The 18,830-nt window shown below is 66.3% G+C and carries 16 protein-coding genes and 1 pseudogene; 10 read left to right on the top strand and 7 right to left on the bottom strand.

The genetic code is table 11. From position 1 onward, the window contains the following. From AC6CID_RS23035 to AC6CID_RS23045, 3 genes are all read right to left on the bottom strand, one after another. The coding region (locus tag AC6CID_RS23035; protein WP_498354551.1) for a hypothetical protein at window positions 1-197 on the bottom strand (197 nt) is incomplete at its 3' end. Between the two features lie 3 nt (window positions 198-200). Further along, a complete protein-coding gene (locus AC6CID_RS23040) occupies window positions 201-626 on the bottom strand; it encodes an amphi-Trp domain-containing protein (protein WP_498354552.1) in 426 nt (141 codons plus the stop codon). Between the two features lie 291 nt (window positions 627-917). Beyond that, entirely contained in the window at window positions 918-1,184 is a 267-nt protein-coding gene (locus AC6CID_RS23045; protein WP_138941536.1) for a hypothetical protein, read from the bottom strand. A gap of 184 nt (window positions 1,185-1,368) precedes the next feature. Here AC6CID_RS23045 and AC6CID_RS23050 point away from each other — a divergent pair, with 184 nt between their 5' ends. The 9 genes and pseudogenes from AC6CID_RS23050 (at window position 1,369) to AC6CID_RS23090 (ending at window position 14,002) form a co-directional block, all read left to right on the top strand. After that, a complete protein-coding gene (locus AC6CID_RS23050) occupies window positions 1,369-3,024 on the top strand; it encodes an acyclic terpene utilization AtuA family protein (RefSeq protein WP_498354570.1) in 1,656 nt (551 codons plus the stop codon). After that, on the top strand, window positions 3,021-4,619 hold the full coding sequence (locus AC6CID_RS23055) for an acyl-CoA carboxylase subunit beta (protein WP_498354553.1): 1,599 nt from the start codon (window positions 3,021-3,023) through the stop codon (window positions 4,617-4,619). The genes AC6CID_RS23050 and AC6CID_RS23055 overlap by 4 nt, the downstream gene beginning before the upstream one ends. A 7-nt stretch (window positions 4,620-4,626) precedes the next feature. After that, window positions 4,627-6,663 carry an acetyl/propionyl/methylcrotonyl-CoA carboxylase subunit alpha gene (locus AC6CID_RS23060; protein ID WP_498354554.1) on the top strand — a complete coding sequence of 679 codons (2,037 nt, stop codon included), beginning with the start codon at window positions 4,627-4,629 and terminating at the stop codon, window positions 6,661-6,663. Further along, window positions 6,660-7,439 (top strand): enoyl-CoA hydratase family protein, encoded by a 780-nt coding sequence (locus tag AC6CID_RS23065; RefSeq protein ID WP_498354555.1) that lies wholly within the window; start codon window positions 6,660-6,662, stop codon window positions 7,437-7,439. Before AC6CID_RS23060 ends, AC6CID_RS23065 begins: the two co-directional genes overlap by 4 nt. 365 nt (window positions 7,440-7,804) lie before the next feature. Then, a complete protein-coding gene (locus AC6CID_RS23070) occupies window positions 7,805-8,698 on the top strand; it encodes an ABC transporter permease (RefSeq protein ID WP_094980473.1) in 894 nt (297 codons plus the stop codon). Window positions 8,699-8,754: 56 nt separating this feature from the next. Continuing rightward, window positions 8,755-9,165 carry a LapA family protein gene (locus AC6CID_RS23075; protein WP_072740514.1) on the top strand — a complete coding sequence of 137 codons (411 nt, stop codon included), beginning with the start codon at window positions 8,755-8,757 and terminating at the stop codon, window positions 9,163-9,165. 79 nt (window positions 9,166-9,244) lie between these two features. Continuing rightward, the gene (locus AC6CID_RS23080) at window positions 9,245-10,399 is read left to right on the top strand and encodes a carboxylate-amine ligase (protein WP_498354556.1); all 1,155 of its coding nucleotides are present in this window, start codon (window positions 9,245-9,247) and stop codon (window positions 10,397-10,399) included. A gap of 76 nt (window positions 10,400-10,475) precedes the next feature. After that, window positions 10,476-11,791, top strand: a pseudogene (locus AC6CID_RS23085) (IS1380 family transposase); the annotation flags it as partial. 729 nt (window positions 11,792-12,520) lie between these two features. Then, window positions 12,521-14,002, top strand: coding sequence for a glyceraldehyde-3-phosphate dehydrogenase (locus tag AC6CID_RS23090; RefSeq protein WP_039587315.1), 1,482 nt, complete (start codon window positions 12,521-12,523; stop codon window positions 14,000-14,002). A 248-nt stretch (window positions 14,003-14,250) separates the two neighbouring features. Here AC6CID_RS23090 and AC6CID_RS23095 read toward each other — a convergent pair whose 3' ends face one another. The 3 genes from AC6CID_RS23095 to AC6CID_RS23105 form a co-directional block, all read right to left on the bottom strand. Then, the gene (locus AC6CID_RS23095) at window positions 14,251-15,009 is read right to left on the bottom strand and encodes a cutinase family protein (protein WP_498354557.1); all 759 of its coding nucleotides are present in this window, start codon (window positions 15,007-15,009) and stop codon (window positions 14,251-14,253) included. Window positions 15,010-15,148: 139 nt separating this feature from the next. Beyond that, the gene (locus AC6CID_RS23100) at window positions 15,149-16,048 is read right to left on the bottom strand and encodes an alpha/beta fold hydrolase (RefSeq protein WP_498354558.1); all 900 of its coding nucleotides are present in this window, start codon (window positions 16,046-16,048) and stop codon (window positions 15,149-15,151) included. Beyond that, window positions 16,045-16,728 (bottom strand): TetR/AcrR family transcriptional regulator, encoded by a 684-nt coding sequence (locus AC6CID_RS23105; RefSeq protein WP_498354559.1) that lies wholly within the window; start codon window positions 16,726-16,728, stop codon window positions 16,045-16,047. Before AC6CID_RS23105 ends, AC6CID_RS23100 begins: the two co-directional genes overlap by 4 nt. A 129-nt stretch (window positions 16,729-16,857) precedes the next feature. Between AC6CID_RS23105 and AC6CID_RS23110 the strand changes: the two genes are divergently transcribed. Then, complete coding sequence (locus AC6CID_RS23110) at window positions 16,858-17,505, top strand: pyridoxamine 5'-phosphate oxidase family protein (RefSeq protein WP_232512278.1); 648 nt, start codon at window positions 16,858-16,860, stop codon at window positions 17,503-17,505. Window positions 17,506-17,533: 28 nt separating this feature from the next. On the opposite strand, the gene AC6CID_RS23115 is transcribed toward AC6CID_RS23110, so the two are convergent. Then, window positions 17,534-18,817, bottom strand: coding sequence for a competence/damage-inducible protein A (locus AC6CID_RS23115; protein WP_094980470.1), 1,284 nt, complete (start codon window positions 18,815-18,817; stop codon window positions 17,534-17,536). Window positions 18,818-18,830 lie beyond the last annotated feature (13 nt).

Genomic DNA, 18,830 nt, shown 5'->3' on the forward strand with positions numbered 1-18,830 from the left:
AGCGTGTCGCGGAGTTGTCGGAGTTGCGCGAGCTGGTCCTCGGTCGGTGTGAAAGGTGATCGAGGGAAGCTGATCTCTTCATTCAGTGTCTGCATCCACGCGTGGGCCCGGTCGGGCGAGTCGAACAGGTCGGTGATGCCGCGACCGTCGTAGTAGCGGCTGCTCAGGAAATTGGTGGACGGGCAGGGGCTGTGCATCGATCAGTCGGCGACGCGTTTACGTGGCCGGCCACGCCGCGCCGTCTTCTTGACCGGGGCTCTTCGTCGCGGCTCGGTTTGCTGCGGCTCGCCTTCGTCCTCGTCTTCACCCGGGTCCTCATCCGAACCTTCGGCGGTGTCCGCTTCCTCGTCCGGCTCCTCGTCCTCCTCCTCGTCCGCATCGGCTTTTGGGCTGTCGGATGGTGCGTCGCGCCAACTGAATTCGACCTCGATCTCGGCCTGGGCGCCGTCCACCTCGATCTCGAGTTCCCATTCGAGTCGGTCGGCGACGACGAGCGAAATGGTGTCACCGCCCGAGTCCAGTTTCACTTCGGATCCCGTCGCCAAGGCGCGGCCGAGTGCGATCAACCGCTCGGATGCCTGCTTGCGGGAAAGTTCGGCCTTCTGCTTGATCTCCAGCTTCGGCACGGCAACTCCTGACCTCGGTGAAGTATGCATCCACGGTATCTGCCGCGGGGTAGGCAGGAGTCGTGAACGAGGAGTCGTGAACGAGGAGTCGTGACGATTTCGAGGTTCGCCGTCCTGGCAAGTTACGTGCGCGCGACCGATCGCGGCGAAAGTACTTCCGGGCGCGATTAGACTTGCCGGTGTCGCAGGCCTGCCGATGATGTCGGGCCCGGTGCCTTGCCGGTGCCGGTTCGTGTGGCGATGGTTCTGTTCGTGTTGCGACGGTCGACGGTGCGGTCGGTGGTTCTTCTGTCAGGAGTTGTCATGGCCCGTTCCGTTCGAGATGAAGAAGGCCGTTCGTCGGCAGATGAGGTGACGCTGCACGACCTCGAGATGGTGGTGCAGGCACTGACCGGCCGAGGTGCGGACGCAGATGCCGTCGAGTTCGGGAGCAGTCGAGGAGCCGCAGAGCCGGCCGGGCAATCCGACGTGCCGGATGGGAGGCGTCGTCGCCGCGCACAGCGGTGAGCCCGTTATCGGCGGTGAGGGGTACGACCAGGGGCCGCGTGAAACAGTCATGAGTGCTTGCTCCGAGAGCAGCGACATGTGACGCTGACCACATGGTGGAGTCGCGTGAGCTTCTCGACGATCTCTGTCCGCTCGTTACTCAGCGGACAGGACGCCCGGTCCAGGAGTGGATCGCGTGAGCCGCGTCGTGCGAATCGGCAACTGCTCCGGTTTCTACGGTGACCGTCTGTCGGCGATGCGCGAGATGCTCGAAGGCGGCGAACTCGACTATGTGACCGGTGACTACCTCGCCGAACTGACGATGCTCATCCTCGGTCGCGATCGTCTGAAGAATCCGGATCTCGGTTACGCCAAGACGTTCCTGCGGCAGGCCGAGGACTGCATGGGTCTTGCCCTCGACAAGGGGGTGCGGATCGTCGCGAACGCCGGGGGTCTCAATCCTGCGGGTCTGGCCGCGGCGCTGCGCACGGTTGCGGATCGGCTCGGTCTGTCCCCGCGCATCGCCCACGTCGAAGGCGACGATCTCCTTGCTCGCATCGACGAGTTCGGTTTCGACGCCGACCCGCGCCCGCTGACCGCCAACGCGTATCTCGGTGCGTGGGGCATTACGCGGTGCCTCGATGCCGGAGCCGATATCGTCGTGACCGGGCGCGTCACCGACGCTTCGGTGATCGTCGGTCCCGCCGCCGCCTACTTCGGTTGGGCTCCTGATGACTTCGATGCACTCGCGGGTGCTGTTGTCGCAGGGCACGTCATCGAATGCGGTACCCAGGCGACCGGCGGAAACTATGCGTTCTTCACCGAACTCGACGACCTCGTCCGCCCCGGATTCCCCATTGCCGAGATCGAAGCCGATGGCGCGGCGACCATCACGAAGCACCCGGGCACGGGAGGAGCCGTCACCGTCGGCACGGTCACCGCACAACTGATGTACGAGGTGACGGGCGGACGCTACGCGAACCCCGATGTCACCGCGCGCATCGACACCGCCACGCTGAGCCGGGAAGCACCCGATCGTGTCCGCATCACCGGCGTGAAGGGCGAGCCGCCCCCACCGACCCTGAAGGTGTGCCTCAACGCGCTCGCCGGGTTCTACAACGAGGTCGTCTTCGTCCTCACCGGACTGGACATCGACGCGAAGGCCCAGTTGGTGCGATCTCAGATGGAATCGAATCTGCCGAGGCGGCCTGCCGAACTCGAATGGACTCTCGCTCGCACCGACCATGCCGATGCCGACACGGAGGAAACCGCGAGCGCTCTGCTGCGCTGCACTGCGCGCGATCCCGATCCCGACGTCGTCGGACGCGCATTCACCTCCACGGCGGTCGAGTTCGCCCTTGCAAGCTCTCCCGGGTTCTTCGTCACCGCTCCGCCCGGCCCGGGCACCGCCTACGGTGTCTACACGGCCGAGTACGTCGAGGCGACCCGCGTGCCGCACATTGCAGTGTTGCCAGACGGCACCCGCGTCGACATCCCGGCCGCGGCGACCACCCGGACCCTCGAACCGTTGCCGGACCCGAGTGTGCCCGCGCCGCTGTCGTCCGGACAGACTCGTCGCGTTCCGCTCGGCACGATCGCCGGTGCCCGCAGCGGCGACAAGGGCGGTGACGCCAACATCGGGTTGTGGGTCCGATCCGACGACGAATGGCAATGGCTTGCAAACACTCTCACCGTCGACACGCTGAAGGACCTGCTCCCCGAGATCGAACCCTTGCCTGTCACACGTCATCTGCTCCCGAACCTGCGGGCCGTGAACTTCGTAATCGAGGGAATCCTCGGTCGTGGCGTCGCCTCCCGTGCCCGCTTCGACCCCCAGGCCAAGGGCCTCGGTGAATGGTTGCGCGCCCGATACCTCGACATCCCCACCCTCCTGCTGGAGAAGCACACGTGAGCACCTTGATCTCGACCCTGGATGCCGGCTCCACCGAATACGGCGCAGCCGCCGATACAATGCGTGCTCGCCTGGCCGAACTCGATACAGAACACGGCAAGGCCCTCGCCGGCGGGGGAGAAAAGTACGTCCGGCGACACCACGACCGAGGCAAGTTGCTTGCGCGGGAGAGGATCGAACTACTCCTCGACCCCGACTCGCCGTTCCTCGAGCTCTCACCGCTCGCGGCCTGGGGCACCGAGTTTCCCGTCGGCGGCAGCGTCGTCACGGGCATCGGTGTGGTCGAAGGCGTCGAATGTGTCATCGTGGCCACCGACCCCACCGTGCGCGGGGGAACTAGTAACCCGTGGACGCTCCGCAAGACGTTGCGTGCCGACGACATCGTCCTGCAGAACCGGATGCCGCTGATCTCCCTCGTCGAATCCGGTGGCGCGGATCTGCCCACGCAGAAAGAAGTGTTCATTCCCGGTGGCCGGCTCTTCCGCGATCTGACCCGGTTGTCGGCGGCAGGTATCCCCACGATCGCGGTGGTCTTCGGCAATTCGACCGCCGGCGGCGCATACATCCCCGGCATGTCCGACCACGTCGTGATGATCGAGAAGCGGTCGAAGGTGTTCCTCGCCGGCCCGCCGCTGGTGAAGATGGCCACCGGTGAGGAATCCGACGACGAGTCGCTCGGTGGCGCCGAGATGCACGCGCGTATCTCGGGTCTGGCCGACCACTTCGCGGTCGACGAACAGGACGCGGTGCGCATCGGTCGCAGCATTGTGCGGCGCCTCAACTACCGCAAGGCCGGCCCTGCACCCCGGACGGACGTACGCGAACCGCGGTACGACGCCGAGGAGCTGCTCGGGATCGTCCCTGAGGATCTTCGGCAACCCTTCGATCCGCGTGAGGTCATCGCCCGCGTCGTCGACGATTCCGACTTCGACGAGTTCAAACCGCTCTACGGGTCGTCGCTCGTGACCGGCTGGGCACAGGTGCACGGCTATCCGGTCGGGATTCTCGCCAACGCGCGCGGCGTGCTGTTCAACGAGGAATCGCAGAAGGCAGCCCAGTTCATCCAACTCGCGAACCGTGCCGATACGCCGCTGTTGTTCCTGCACAACACCACCGGGTACATGGTCGGTCGGGAATACGAGGAACGCGGCATGATCAAGCACGGGGCGATGATGATCAACGCGGTCGCCAACTCCACGGTGCCGCACATCTCCATCCTCATCGGCGCGTCCTACGGCGCCGGTCACTACGGCATGTGCGGACGTGCCTTCGAACCGCGGTTCCTGTTCGCGTGGCCCAGCGCCAAGTCTGCGGTCATGGGCGGTGCCCAACTGGCCGGGGTCATCTCTCTCGTCGGACGCGCTGCCGCGCAGGCACGCGGCCAGGACTTCGACGAGGCCGCCGACGAGGCGATGCGCGCGGCCGTCGAGAACCAGATCGAAGCCGAATCGCTGCCGATGTTCCTGTCCGGTCGTCTCTACGACGACGGCATCATCGACCCCCGCGATACCCGCACTGTGCTGGGACTGTGCTTGTCGGCTGTTGCCACCGCCCCGATCACAGGTGCCGAATCCTTCGGCGTCTTCCGGATGTGAGGTTCCCGTGACCGAATCGACCATCACCACGGTGCTCGTGGCGAATCGCGGGGAGATCGCCCGCCGCGTGTTCGCGTCGTGCCGTCGGGCCGGACTGGGGGCGATCGCGGTGTTCTCCGATGCCGACGCGAACAGTCCGCATGTCGGCGACGCCGATGCCGCCGTGCGACTTGCGGGAGTCACCCCTTCCGAGACCTACCTCGACGGGAAGAAGATCGTCGCGGCAGCGTTGGCGACGGGCGCCGACGCGGTCCATCCGGGTTACGGATTCCTTTCCGAGAACGCACGATTCGCGCGCGAAGTGCTCGAGGCGGGGTTGATCTGGATCGGACCGCGCCCGGAGTCGATCGAACGGATGGGCTCGAAGGTCGAGGCCAAGAAGATCATGGCCGACACCGGTGTCCCTGTTCTTGCCGAACTCGACCCTGCCGACATCACCGACGCCGACCTCCCGGTGCTCGTCAAGGCCTCCGCAGGCGGCGGTGGGCGCGGAATGCGGGTGGTGCGGACATTGGCCGACCTGCCTGGGCAACTCGACGCGGCCCGCCGGGAGGCCGCGTCGGCGTTCGGCGACCCGACGGTGTTCTGCGAGCGGTATCTCGAGAACGGGCGGCACATCGAGGTCCAGATCCTCGCGGACCGCCACGGCACGGTGTGGGCGGTGGGCGAACGCGAATGCTCGATCCAACGTCGCCACCAGAAGGTGATCGAGGAAGCCCCCTCGCCGCTCGTCGACGCGATCGAGGGGATGCGCCCACGCCTGTTCGACGCCGCCCGGCGCGCCGCTCAGGCCATCGGGTACGAGGGCGCCGGCACCGTCGAGTTTCTCGCGGACCGCTCGGGGCGGTTCCACTTCCTGGAGATGAACACGCGCCTGCAGGTCGAGCATCCCGTCACCGAATGCACGACCGGGCTCGATCTCGTCGATCTCCAGTTCCGCATCGCCGACGGTGACCTCCTCGACCCCGAACCACCCCCGGTACACGGCCATTCCGTGGAGGCCAGGCTCTACGCCGAGGACCCGGCCCGAGACTGGCAACCGCAGTCCGGCACCGTGCACCGTTTCGCGCTGCCGCAGGAGGCACGCGAGTTCGACGTGCTCCGGCACACCGGTGTGCGCGTCGATTCCGGTGTCCTCGCGGGATCGGAGGTCGGGGTCCACTATGACGCGATGCTCGCCAAGATCATCTCGTACGCACCGACCCGTGACCGCGCGGTGCGGCTGCTGGCATCGACGTTGACGCGCACCGAGATCCACGGCATTGTCACCAACCGCGACCTCCTCGTCGCGGTGCTGAAACATCCCGCCTTCCGTGCGGGGGAGACCGACACCGCCTTCTTCGACACCCACGGACTCACGGAACTGTCGGCACCGCTCGCCTCAGCGCACGCGGAAGCGGTGTCCGCGATCGCCGCTGCTCTGGCGGAGTCGGCCACCAATCGCACCGCTGCCACGGTGAATGCGGGACTGCCCTCGGGATGGCGGAATCTGCCCTCGCAGCCGCAGGCCACACGATTCACGGGCGTCCACAATGACCACGTGGTGCGTTACCGAGTCACCCGCGACGGTGTCCACGTCGACGGCCGTGACGACCTCGGTGTCGTCGGGTTCGCCCCGGATCGCGTGGTTCTGGACGTCGACGGTGTCCGCCGGCATTTTGTGGTGGCGCGATACGGCGACGCGGTGCACGTCGACTCGTCGCTCGGACCGGTGCGCTTGACTGCGGTGCCGCGTTTCGTGGACCCCACCGCCCGAATTGCTGCAGGATCACTGCTCGCACCCATGCCGGGATCGGTGATCCGGCTCGGCGCTGCCGTCGGCGATGTGGTGGAAGCGGGGAGGCCGCTCGTGTGGCTCGAAGCGATGAAGATGGAGCACACCGTCACCGCACCCACTGCCGGCACGCTCACGACGCTCGCCGTCGAAGTCGGCGATCAGGTCGCCGTCGGCACCGTCCTCGCTGTCCTCACCCCGCACGACGTGTCCGCACCGGTCGAGAGCCCCGACAGCGAAGGGGGCCACCACATCGAGGAGTTGTCATGACCGAACCCGATCCGGTGGTGGTGCGCTACGTCGTCGACCACGGCGCTGCGACACTGACCCTCGACTCCCCGCACAACCGCAACGCCCTGTCCGTACCGCTGCTGACCCAACTGAGCCGCGGACTCGTCGACGCGGCCGCCGACCCCGCCGTCCGCGCGGTCATCCTCACCCATACCGGTGGAACATTCTGTGCCGGAGCGGATCTGAGCGGCTCTTCCGGATCCGCGCAGGAATCGGCTGCCGCACGCACCCGCGACATGACGGCCTTGCTCCGGCAGATCCTGGAGCTCCCCAAGCCGGTCTTGGCCCGCATCGACGGGCACGTCCGCGCCGGCGGCATGGGTCTGATCGGTGCCTGCGACATCGTGGTCGCCGGGCCGGCTTCGACGTTCGCACTTACCGAGGCACGGCTCGGTCTGGCCGCGTCGATCATCTCCTTGACCGTGCTCCCGCGATTGTCGCCGCGCGCAGCGGCACGGTACTTCCTGACCGGCGAACGGTTCGGTCCCGAGGAGGCGTCCTCCGAGGGTCTCGTCACCCTGTCGGTGTCCGATACCGACGCTGTCCTGGTGGAGTTGCTCGCGGAGATCCGTGCCTGCTCACCGCAGGGTCTGGCCGAATCGAAACGCCTCGTCACGCAGCGGATCCTCGAGGACTTCGATCGTTACGGAGACGACCTGGCAGCACGTTCGGCGCGGATGTTCGGTTCCGAGGAAGCCGCGGAGGGGATGACGGCGTTCCTACAGAAGCGGCGCCCGTGGTGGGACATTCGGTGAGAGGGTGTCACCCGAGGCCCTGCGTCATTTTGTGCGGAGCGAATACCGATCCTGCCGATCTCGTCACCGGGCGCCCGGTGCGCGAAACGACCGTCTCCACCCTGCTCGGCGACGCGGTGCTGAAAGTTCGTGGCACGCCCGGGCATCGGGTGGTCTCGATCGCATCGGATCTCGCCGGAGAGAACGGGTTCGAAATCGACGGCGACTCGGTGCTGCTGGATCTGCCGCCCGATCGCGGCCCGACGTCGTCCGCGCGCTCGTCGCCGACAGCATGGATGTGTTGTCGGTCGGACCGGCCGAACGCATCCTCGAGGACGTGTTCCTCGAAATGACCACTCGTTCCACACCCACGAAGGGGGCGTGACATGTCCGCCTCGACACTCCGCTCGCACTCCGATTCCACCTCACTTGCCGCACGGCACAACACCGTTGCTCGGAGCTTGCGTGCCGAGTTGTACCGGTTGCGTTCGTGGCCGGCGATGTGGACGACGGTCGGCACGTGGTTCCTGCTCGCGATGGTTTTCGGCTACGTATTCCCGTACGTCTCCTACACGACCGGAACGGCCGGCTTCTCCACGGAAGGGGAGCCGACCGAAGCGTTGCTGCAGAGCGTCCTGCCCGAATCGATCCCTGACGTCCTGGTCCAGGGCACACCGTTGTTCGGTGGTGCGCTCGTGCTCGTCCTGGGTGCTCTCATCGCCGGGAACGGGTACAGCTGGGGAACGTGGAAGACCGTGTTCACTCACGGCCGTCTGCGCCCGACAATCGGTGCCCTGCTCGCTCTTGCGGTGATCGTTGCCGCGATGGTGGTCGTCACCGCTGTGCTGTGCACGGTCGTGTCCGTCTCGCTCGCCACGATCGAAACACAACCGCTCACGATGCCGTCGGCCGGCGCACTTCTTCGCTCCGCGGGTGCGGCGTACCTCGTGTTCATGATGTGGGGAACGATCGGCTTCGCCCTCGGCACCTACGCCCGCAGTGCGGCGCTGTCGGTCGGCCTGGGGCTGGTATGGACGGTTGTCGTCGAGAATCTGCTGCGGGGCGTCGGCTCCGCGCTGCAGCTCGTCGAGGACGTGACGGCCTTCCTGTCGGGAACCGCAGCCGGATCGCTCGTCGGCGCGGTGACCGGGGGAGGGGAGGGCACACCCGGGGTGGTGGATGTGATCTCGGGACCGAGGGCGCTCATCACCGTCGCCGCCTACATTGCCGTCGCAGTGGTCGCCACCGGGATTCTGGTGCGGAGCCGGGACGTGAACTGACCGCAAAGATTCTGCCGGTGGGATAACCGGAACAGGGCCGGGGTACCCGATCGCACATGACGACCAGCTCGAGGGGCCCTGACGATTCGAACCCCGATTTCTCGGCGCCCGCGCGACGTAGCGATACTCCGGTACCCCCATCCGGGGCGACACCGGATCCGGACGCTCCCAGCAGGCTGCATCCCGACGTCGCCCGGGGCAAAGGCATCAGAGGCACCCGCACCGGGGCGTTGTGGACTGCCCTGATCGTCGGTGTGTTGATCCTGCTGTTGCTGTTGGTGTTCATCCTGCAGAACCTGGACAGCGTCACCCTCGAACTGTTCGCGTGGGACTTCTCGTTGCCGCTGGGTGTGGCACTGCTGTTCGCTGCGATCGCCGGAGCGGTGATCGTCGGCCTCGCCGGGGGCCTGCGGATTCTGCAGCTCCGCCACGCCGCCAACCGGCAACGCGCACGCACTGTCCGGTAAGACAGATCTCCGACTGCAGTACACCCACGCCGGCCGCTCTTCCTTCGTAGAGTGAAAGATCTCGAGTGGGGAGAACGCCATGGCCGCCACAGGACCGACCGACACCGCTCCTGTGCGCGGCGGGGCGGCGGCCACGATCGGCGTCGAAGAGGAATTCGTCCTGGTCGATCCCCGTACCGGTCGTCCCCTCCTGCGCAGTCTCGACGTGCTCGCGGCCGGACGCACACTCGGCATCGAGCTCGAGGTCGAGCTCTCCCCGTGTCAGGTCGAGACCGCCACCACGGTATGTACACACCTGCAGGACCTACGCGAAGAGCTGCGCCGCTCCCGCGCGACGGCCGCCGACGCCGCAGCGCGCGCAGGATGCCGGCTCGTAGCGGTCGGCACACCGATCTTCGAACCTCCGAGCGGATCGGTCACCGCCACGCCTCGCTACCAACGCATGGCACAGCACTATCGTGGCGTCGCCGACGGCGTGATCTGCGGATGCCACGTGCATATCGGTGTCGACGATCGTGACCGCGCGGCCCAGCTCATCAACCATCTGCGCCCATGGCTTCCCGGCCTGCTGGCGCTGACCGCCAACTCGCCGATCACCGACGGCCGGGACACCGGATATGCCAGCTGGCGATACCTGCGGTGGGGGCGCTGGCCGAGCGCGGGACTGCCCCCGCAGTGCGCCTCGGCCGCGGAATACGACGCGGCGGTCGAATCGCTGCTCACCACCGGCACGATCCTGGATCCTCGAATGGTCTATTGGGATGTGCGGATCTCCGCGCATCATCCGACCCTCGAAATCCGCATCGCGGACGTGCCCGCGACCGTCGAGGAGACCGTCACGCTGGCCACCTTGGTGTATGCATTGGTCGCCCAGGCGACGGCATCGATCGAACGCGGCGAGCCGACGCCCTCGGTCGATCAGGAGCTGCTGCGCGCGGCGTGCTGGAGAGCGGCCCGGGACGGTCTGGCCGGGCGCGGTGTCGATCTCGGCTCTGGGCAGTTGGTTCCGGCAGTCGACCTGATCTGGCGACTGCTCGCTCAGGTCCGGTCGATCCTGGAGGAACTCGACGTCTACCGCTCCGTGCACGACACTCTGTCGGGAACCCTGGATCGAGGTAATGGGGCGATCAGGCAGCGTCGCATTCTCGAGAGCGGGGGTTCCTTCACCGATGTGGTTGCCGACGCGGCGCGACGCACTGTGGAGGGCTACGGGCCGGATCTGCGTCCGTCATGACCGACACGACAGCCGGGGTGCCGCGCTTGCGGACCGACGCTCATCGGGGAGCGGATCGTCCTAACCTCGGGCCGAGCTCGCACCGTATCGAAAACCGCTGACCCGACACGATCCCGGCAAGATCGTGCCCGATCTCGCGACGGCATTGGCGATCGGTGGGGACTGCCTCGCCGACATCAGCCAACTGCGGGCTCACCCGGAGATCTTCGGTGCGGTGGCCTCCGACCCACCGTCTCCCGCCTGATCAGCGTGTTGGCCGTCGACGCCGACACCGCGCTCGCCGCGATCGACCGGGCCCGCGCCACAGCCCGTCGCCACGCCTGGACCGCCGCCGGTGCGTCGGCTCCCGAGCACGCCATCGACGAAGCGCATCCGCTGGTCCTCGACATCGATGCCACCGAAGGTCACCGCGCATTCCGAGAAGGAACAGGCCGCCCCGACGTTCACGCGAGGCTTCGGTTTCCATCTGCTGTGCGCGTTCGCCGACCACGGCGTGGGCGGCACCGGTGAACCCGTCGCGATGCTGCTGCGGCCCGGGCAACTCGGGATCGAACACCGCCGCCGATCCTCCCCCAAGCACTACGTGCAGCGCGGTACCCCCATCACCGTCGTGCAGGACGCACTCGCGCAGCTGCCGCTCTACCCGGGATACCGGGTCGGGAAGAAGGTGCTGGTGCGCATCGACGGTGCCGGCGACACCCACCAACTGATCGAGTATCTGACCAAGCGGCGCCTGTCGTACGCCCCCGCGAGCGGGAGGGACCCCCAGGTCGGATTGGGGTTGACCGACGCCCACGCCGAAGCGATCGACCTGGTTCCTGATCGGGCCTGGACCCCGGCCTACGACGCCGACGGACAGGTCCGCGACGGCGCCTGGGTGACGGAGTTGACCGGCCTGCTCGATCTGTCGTCGTGTCGACAGGCATGCGGGTGATCGTCCGGAAAGAGAGGCCGCATCCGGGTGCGCAGTTGCGGTTCACCGACCGGGACGGCCTACGCCTGACCGCGTTCGTCATCAACCCCCGGCGCGGGCAACTCCCGGACTTGGAGCTGCGGCACCGGCGTCGGGCCCGGTGCGAGGACCGGATCCGAGCAGCGAAAGTCACTGGGCTGCAGAATCTTCCGCTGCACGGTTTCGATCAGAACCGGATCTGGCTCGCGCTCGTGCAGCTCGCATGCGAGCTGACCGCGTGGATGCAGATGCTCGCATTCACCGAGGTTCCGGCACGCAGGTGGGAGCCGAAACGGCTACGACTGAGGCTGCTGTCGATCGCGGGGAGGATCGCCCGACACGTCCGCCGTGTTCGTCTGCCGCTGCCATCACAGCTCCGGATGTCGATGTCCTTCGTGGTCGGCCTGAATCGGCTCGCAGCGCTTCCTGCGCCTGCGTGACCTGCACGTACCTGCTCCATCGAGACGAAGGAACTGTTTCCGGGGCCGTGGACCTCGGCGTCACCCGACCGTGTCGGGCAGTCGACCGTGGATGCACACCGCATCCACGGTCTCCCCACCGAATCCGAAGCTGCTCAGTCTGACACGTGATCCGCGCGAAAGATCGAGGCTAAGCAAGTATTCCTCGGCCTCGTCATTTCTCACGGGTTTGCCACGTGCAGCACGGTCTTGGCATCGGAACGCGCAAGCCGCGGATTTTCGCAGCTCGGAGTAAGTCCTGGGCTCTGCCCCGGTTGTGTGAAATGACAAGTAGATCTGTTGGCGGTTCGAAGGTTTCGAAATAGGATGTGACCCGGATTCATTTGCGCGCCGGAATATTGATGACGCAATACCCGCCGATGGACTCTTGATACCATCCGGCATGCCGCCACAATTGTTGTGACTGGCGACACACGCAGCTCGCCGGTTCATCTACAGCTCCAGGGTCGACGACGCCTTCCTATCCGGGGAGGGACGATCAGCTTCACGCACGCGCGGGCACGATTCGCCTACCGGGCGTCGAACCGTGAGAGCTCTTTCATATGCTTGGCGGTACGCACGCCGTAATCGGCGTCGGTCGCGTACGGTTCCACCGATCCGGACACCGACCGGCGAGTGACGTGCGTCTCGTCTGGGCTGCACCCAACAGCCTGCGACGTGTCAGACGAGCCGGAAAGGCAGAGGAGCGCAGTGAGCACCCCGGAATTGGCACAGTGGAACTCGCAAGAGGCTATTGCGGAAGCAATGATCCCGATCATCGGCGGTCTGCACCGCCGGCATTCGGTCACGATCTTGCTTCACAGCCGCTCCCTCGTGAACAAGTCGGTGATCGGTATTCTGCGGACGCACCGTTTCGCGCGTCAGATCCGCGGCGACGAGCTGTCGGTCGAGGCAACCTTCCCGTTCCTCCAGGCATTGACCGACCTCGACCTGCAGCCGTCGAAGATCGACCTCGGCCTGCTGGTGACGGATTATCAGGCCCAGGGTGCCGGACGATCCATCCCGGATTTCGTCGCTGAGAGCCTCGCGGATCTGGTCGGCGGCGCGCAGACGAGCCCCGCGAAACCGCAGGACGTGGTCCTGTACGGGTTCGGGCGAATCGGCCGGCTCGTCGCCCGTCTGCTCATCGAGAAGGCAGGCTCGGGCAATGGGCTGAACCTGCGTGCTGTGGTGGTCCGTAAGGGAGGTGACGACGACCTGACCAAGCGTGCCTCTCTGCTGCGTCGCGACTCCGTCCACGGACAGTTCAACGGCACGATCAAGGTCGACACCGAGAACAACGCCTTGGTCGCCAACGGCAATGTCATCAAGTTCATTTACAGCAACGATCCGGAAAGCGTCGACTACACCGAGTACGGCATCGACAAGGCCATCCTGGTCGACAACACCGGAATCTGGCGCGACCGCGACGGTCTGTCGAAGCATCTCCGCCCCGGTATCGCCAAGGTGGTGCTCACCGCACCGGGTAAGGGTGATCTCCCGAACATCGTGCACGGTGTCAACCACCGCGACCTCGACCCGGACGAGACGATCGTGTCGTGCGCGTCCTGCACCACCAATGCCATCGTTCCGCCGCTGAAGACCATGGACGACAAATTCGGTGTGGTGCGTGGTCACGTCGAGACGGTGCACTCGTTCACAAACGACCAGAACCTGCTGGACAACTACCACAAGGCCGACCGTCGCGGACGTTCCGCGCCGTTCAACCTGGTGCTCACCGAGACCGGCGCCGCTTCGGCGGTCGCGAAGGCGCTTCCCGATCTGAAGGCGAAGATCACCGGCAACTCGATCCGCGTTCCTACGCCGGATGTGTCCGTCGCGATCCTTCACCTTCAGCTGACTCGTGAGACCACCAAGGAAGAGGTGCTCGAGCACCTGCACCAGGAGTCGCTCACCGGTGCGCTGCGCCGCAACCTCGACTACACCTCGGCCACCGACGCAGTGTCGAGCGACTTCATCGGCTCGCGCGCGGCGTGCATCATCGACGCCAATGCAGCGATCGTGGATGGCGACACCGCCATCCTCTACGTCTGGTACGACAACGAGTTCGGTTACTCGTGCCAGGTGGTGCGAACGGTCCAGTACCTGTCGGGTGTGGAATACCCCGTCTATCCCATCACGGAAGCCGGCCCCGTGGAGCACGTCGAGGAACCTACCGCTGCACAGGCATAACAGTCCTGCGCAGACTGCAGTAACGACAGTCCGCTAGGGACTCGCCGACGAGGGAACCCATCCTTACCTGAGGATGGGTTCCCTTTTGCGTTGGGCCATTGGTGGCGTCGAGGAGGAGTAGCGGCCGTCGAAACTCGGGGGAGGTTGTGTGCGGTTCCGGCGAAGAACACGCACACAACCTCCCCCGAGTTCGTCACTCTGGAACTGATGCACACCGCGCGGTCGGCGAACTCTCCGGCCCGACTCGGTCAGGGATGGTAGTCGGGGTACTTCGTGTGCAGCTGGAAGTACCCCGTCACGTTCTCGCGGAGCCAGTCCTTGCCGTCCTCGGGTGTGCGACCGTCGCAGATCGCGTCGCCTTCGATGCAGACTCGTTCGACGTGGATCTCACCGAAGTCGTTCCGGCCGCCGGCGAGCGTCACACCGGGAGCGACGGGACCCGGGAACAGGGTCTCGACGCCGCGGTCGTCGCGGGGGTCGGAATAGAGGACGCCCGAGATCCGTTCGGGGGGAACGGACCCGTCGGCTGCGATCTCGGCGAGAACATCGCCCGCGATCGAGGCGCCCTGCGAGTAGCCGAGCACCAACAGGTCCGAGTCGGGGCAGGTGCTGTGTCGGACGGTGATGGTCTGGCGGAGTCGCTGATGCCCGATCTGCTTCGACCTGTCGTAGGCGATGGTGCCGTCGTCGTCGATGCCGTCGAAATCGTCGTGCGAGCCGGTCCCGGGCAACGGCACAACCACTGCGGGGTAGCGGATGTGTTCTACCACGGTGCCGGGAGACTCGAACCGAGCGGAGATCTTCGCCAAGGGGGATGCCGGGTCGATCGAGTCGCGGGTTTCGAAGCCGCGGGTTCCGTCGACGGCGAGGACGTACCGTTCAGGGCAGTTGCGGACCGGGTCAGCGGACGCGGAACCGTCCGGACCCGCGACGCTCAGACCTGCGGTGAGCAGACCTGCGGCGAGCAGGCCGACGGTGCGTGTGCGTCTGCGATCGATCCGGGACATGCGCGATTCTCCTCGTGTGCCCCCGACAGACAATAACTGAGGCCGATGATATCGATGTCCCGTTTGTTCGTCATGTTAAGGATGCGTGCTTTTCGGTGATCGTGGTCACCCCTGACCGGTGACTCCGGTGGCATGTCCGTCAGGGCTGGTCGGCCGGGATGCGGGCGGCCAGCTCGGTGATGAAGCCGGCGATCTCGTCGGGGTTCTCTTCGGCCATGAAGTGGCCGCTGGTGGTGCCCTGGTAGGTGAGATCGGGTGCCCACGCCTGCCAGAGGGCCGAGGCGTCGAAGCCCAGTTGCGAGCCCCAGTCCTGGGAGATGACCGCGACGGGCATGGTGAGCCGAGCCCCGCGTTCGCGGTCGGCGAGGTCCATGTCGAGATCGATGCCGGCGGTGGCGCGGTAGTCGGCCACGATCGAGTCGACAGAGTTGATCGAGCTGGTGACGTAGTGATCGCGCTCCTCGGGCGTGAAGGTGGTTCCGGTGGGGTCCCACGCATCGAGGAACGAGCCGAAAAATTCCGGGGCGACAGCGGCGATCATCTTCTCGGGCATCCCTGCGGGCTGGGCCATGAGGTAGAGGTGCCAGGCAACCTTGGCGTTCACGCCCTGAAGTACGGCCCAGGTGTCCATCGTGGGAAGGACGTCGAGGATGCCGAGGTAGTCGACGGCGTCGGGGTGGTCGAGTCCCGCAGGGACGGCGACGAGCGCACCGCGGTCGTGACCGACGAGCCCGACGTGGTCGAAACCGATCTCGCGGGCGACCGCGACGATGTCGTTCGCCATGGTGCGCTTGGAATACGACTCGGGATTGTCGGCCGGGGGTTGGTCGCTGGCGCCGTAGCCGCGCAGGTCGGGGACGATCACGGTGTGGTCGTCAGCGAGTGCGTGGGCGACGTGGCGCCACATGTAGTGGGTCTGCGGGAAACCGTGCAGCAGGACGACGGCCGGACCTTGCCCGCAGACGGCGACGTTGAGCTTCACGCCGCCGTCCCCGGTGATCGTGCGGTAGGTGAAGTCCTCGATGGTGCAGCGGGTCATGGGGTCTCCGTAGTCGTAGTCGTGGTGGAGGTTTCGGGGTGGCCGGAGAAGATCCCGGCGGGCAGGTCCGTTCGGCCGGCGGACGCGGTGAGCGCGGGAATGATGACGGTGTCGACGAGGGCTTCGAGGTAGGTGTCGTCGACGGTGAGACCGTTCGCTCGTCGCAGGAGCAGGACGGTTCCCACGACCTCCTCGTATGCGAATGATTGAGCGTCCGAAGGGAGTTCGCCTCGTGCAACGGCATCGTCGAGGACCGCCTGGGGGAGACGTGCGCCTGTCGGGCCGACGGTCTCCTCGATGGCGTCGCACAACTCCGGGTCTTCGAGTCCCGCGTGGAGCAGCATGAAGGCGGCGTTGCTGTCGGTTGCGGACATGGTGAGGCTGAGGCGTTGCGCAAGCATCAGCAGGTCGTCGCGGAGTGTGTCGCCGCGCCGGAGTGGGACTGCCGAGGGATGCGCAGGGGCGTCCTTCACTGCTGCGAGCACCATGTCGCGCTTGGACGGCCATCGTCGATACAGCGTTGCCTTCGACGCCTGGCAACGTCGAGCGACCGCCTCGAATGTCACGCCCTCGTAGCCTTCCTCGGCCAGTAGTTCGAGAACGGTGGTGGTGATCCGACGCTCGAGTTCGGCGTCGCGTGGACGTCCGCGTTGCACAGGCGGCTTATTCAGATACGACACGTTCCGTATCGTAAACCAGATGGCCGCTGTCGGCGAACTGCAGGGTCGACACCCGCGTCTTTCTGGTCACGGTCGATTGTGATGCACTGTCTCGTTGTCGGCATAACGGACATCGGCGAGGAGATCGGTATGGGTTCGAGGTATCACCATCTGGCGTTCGGCCCGGAGGCGGTCGCGCGTCAGGAAGCTGCGGGCAGCATCGTTGCCTATGGTGCCGACCTCGACGAACCCGACCGAGGACCTCAGCCGTTGGGCGACCGGGAACTCGCTCTCGTACGCGAAAGCTTCCAGTTCCATATGGCGACGGTGACCCCGAGCGGATGGCCGTATGTCCAGTACCGCAGCGGACCCGTCGGGTTCCTGCACCACCTCGGTGGGCAGACGATCGGGTTCGCGGACCATCGAGGCAATCAACAATTCGTCTCGGTCGGGAACATCGCGGACAACGGAAGGGTCGCGCTGTTCCTCGCCGACTTTCCGCTGAAGAGACGGTTGAAGCTCTTCGGTACCGCGCGGGTGGTCGATGCGGAAGACGACCCGCAGCTTCTCGACCGGCTGCGCGATCTCGGCGACGGGCGGAGAATCTCGGCGCGATGCGAACGAAGCATCGTCATCGAGGTCGAGGCCTTCGACTGGAACTGCTCTCGGAGCTTGATCCCGCAGTACACCGACGAAGCGGTCCGCGCCCGGATCCGTCCCTACATCGACGAGATCAACGACCTCCGAGCCGAAGTGGATTCTCTTCGGACTCAGCTGAAGGCGGCACGCGAGGGCTGACAACCGCCGAGGGTGCGCGCGTGCAGGCTCAATCCCGACCGAGCTGTGCGACAACCAGATGCAGTGCTGCGGTGGTGGTCAGAGTCCGGACCCGTTCGCGGTCGCCGGGGAAACGGCGGGTGACCGTGTACGTCGGCCGTCCCTCGATCGCGACGCCGAAGCACACCGTGCCCACCGGCTTGGCCTCGGTTCCCCCGTCGGGGCCGGCGACCCCGGTGGTGGAGACCGCGACGTCGACCTTCAGGCGCCGTCGGGCACCCTCGGCCATGGCTGCGGCGACCTGCTCGCTCACCGCCCCGTGTTCCGCGATCATCTCGGCCGGTACGTCGGTCAGATCGGACTTCGCGTCGTTGGAGTACGAGACGACGCCACCCATGACATAGGCCGACGACCCGGGACGGTCGGTGAGCCGCGCGGCGACGAGTCCGCCGGTGCACGACTCCGCAGTCGCGATCGTGCGGCCGTCGAGGACGGCGATCAGCTGGTCGTCGATGGTGGAACCGTCGGTCGAGAAGATCTCGCGTCCATGGTGTTCGGTGAGGACGTCGAGAAGGCGATGGTAGATGTCCGCGTCACCGGAGGCGACTCGCGTCACCATGTCGAGTTCGCCGTGTCGGAGGCAGGTGGTGATCTCGAGGCGTTCGAGGCCGGCGATCTCTGATTCGGCCCGGCGCAGCGTCTCGGCGAGTTGTGCCTCGTGCAATCCGTAGGCGCGCACGGTGTGCTGCTGCAGGTCGTCGGCTCGCGCCAACACGTCGGCGACCGCGGGGGAGGCGACCGCGCTCGGCCACATCGCCTGCAGCTCACCGGGCGGGCCGGGCAGGATGACGATGGTCGGTACCGGCCGTTCGCCGGCGACCGCGGGGATGACCACGCCCGGCGCTGTACCGGTGGGCGGCAGGGCGGTGGCACCGGCGGGCACGTGCGCCTGCTTCCGGATCCCGATACGCGTCGGTCCGGTGTCGAGATCGGGGGTGTCCGGGCGGAACCGGCGGATGACACCTGCGATGTGTTCTTCGAGTTCGGGGTCGAGCAGCAGTTCGCGATCGCAGTACTCGGCGACGGTGGGGACGGTGAGGTCGTCGGCGGTGGGACCGAGACCCCCGCTGGTGACGATGAGATCGACGCCCTGCTCGGTGAGGAACCGTAACTGTGCGGTCAGGTCGGCGGGCCGGTCACCGCAGATCGTGATGTGGGCGACGTCGACGCCGAGTTTCAGGAGTTGGTCGGACAACCACGGTCCGTTCAGGTCGGAGATCCTCCCCGTCAGCACTTCGGTCCCGGTCACGATGATTCCTGCACGCACGCTCACGGAGCCGAGCCTA

This window comes from Rhodococcus sp. GQ147, assembly GCF_059759155.1.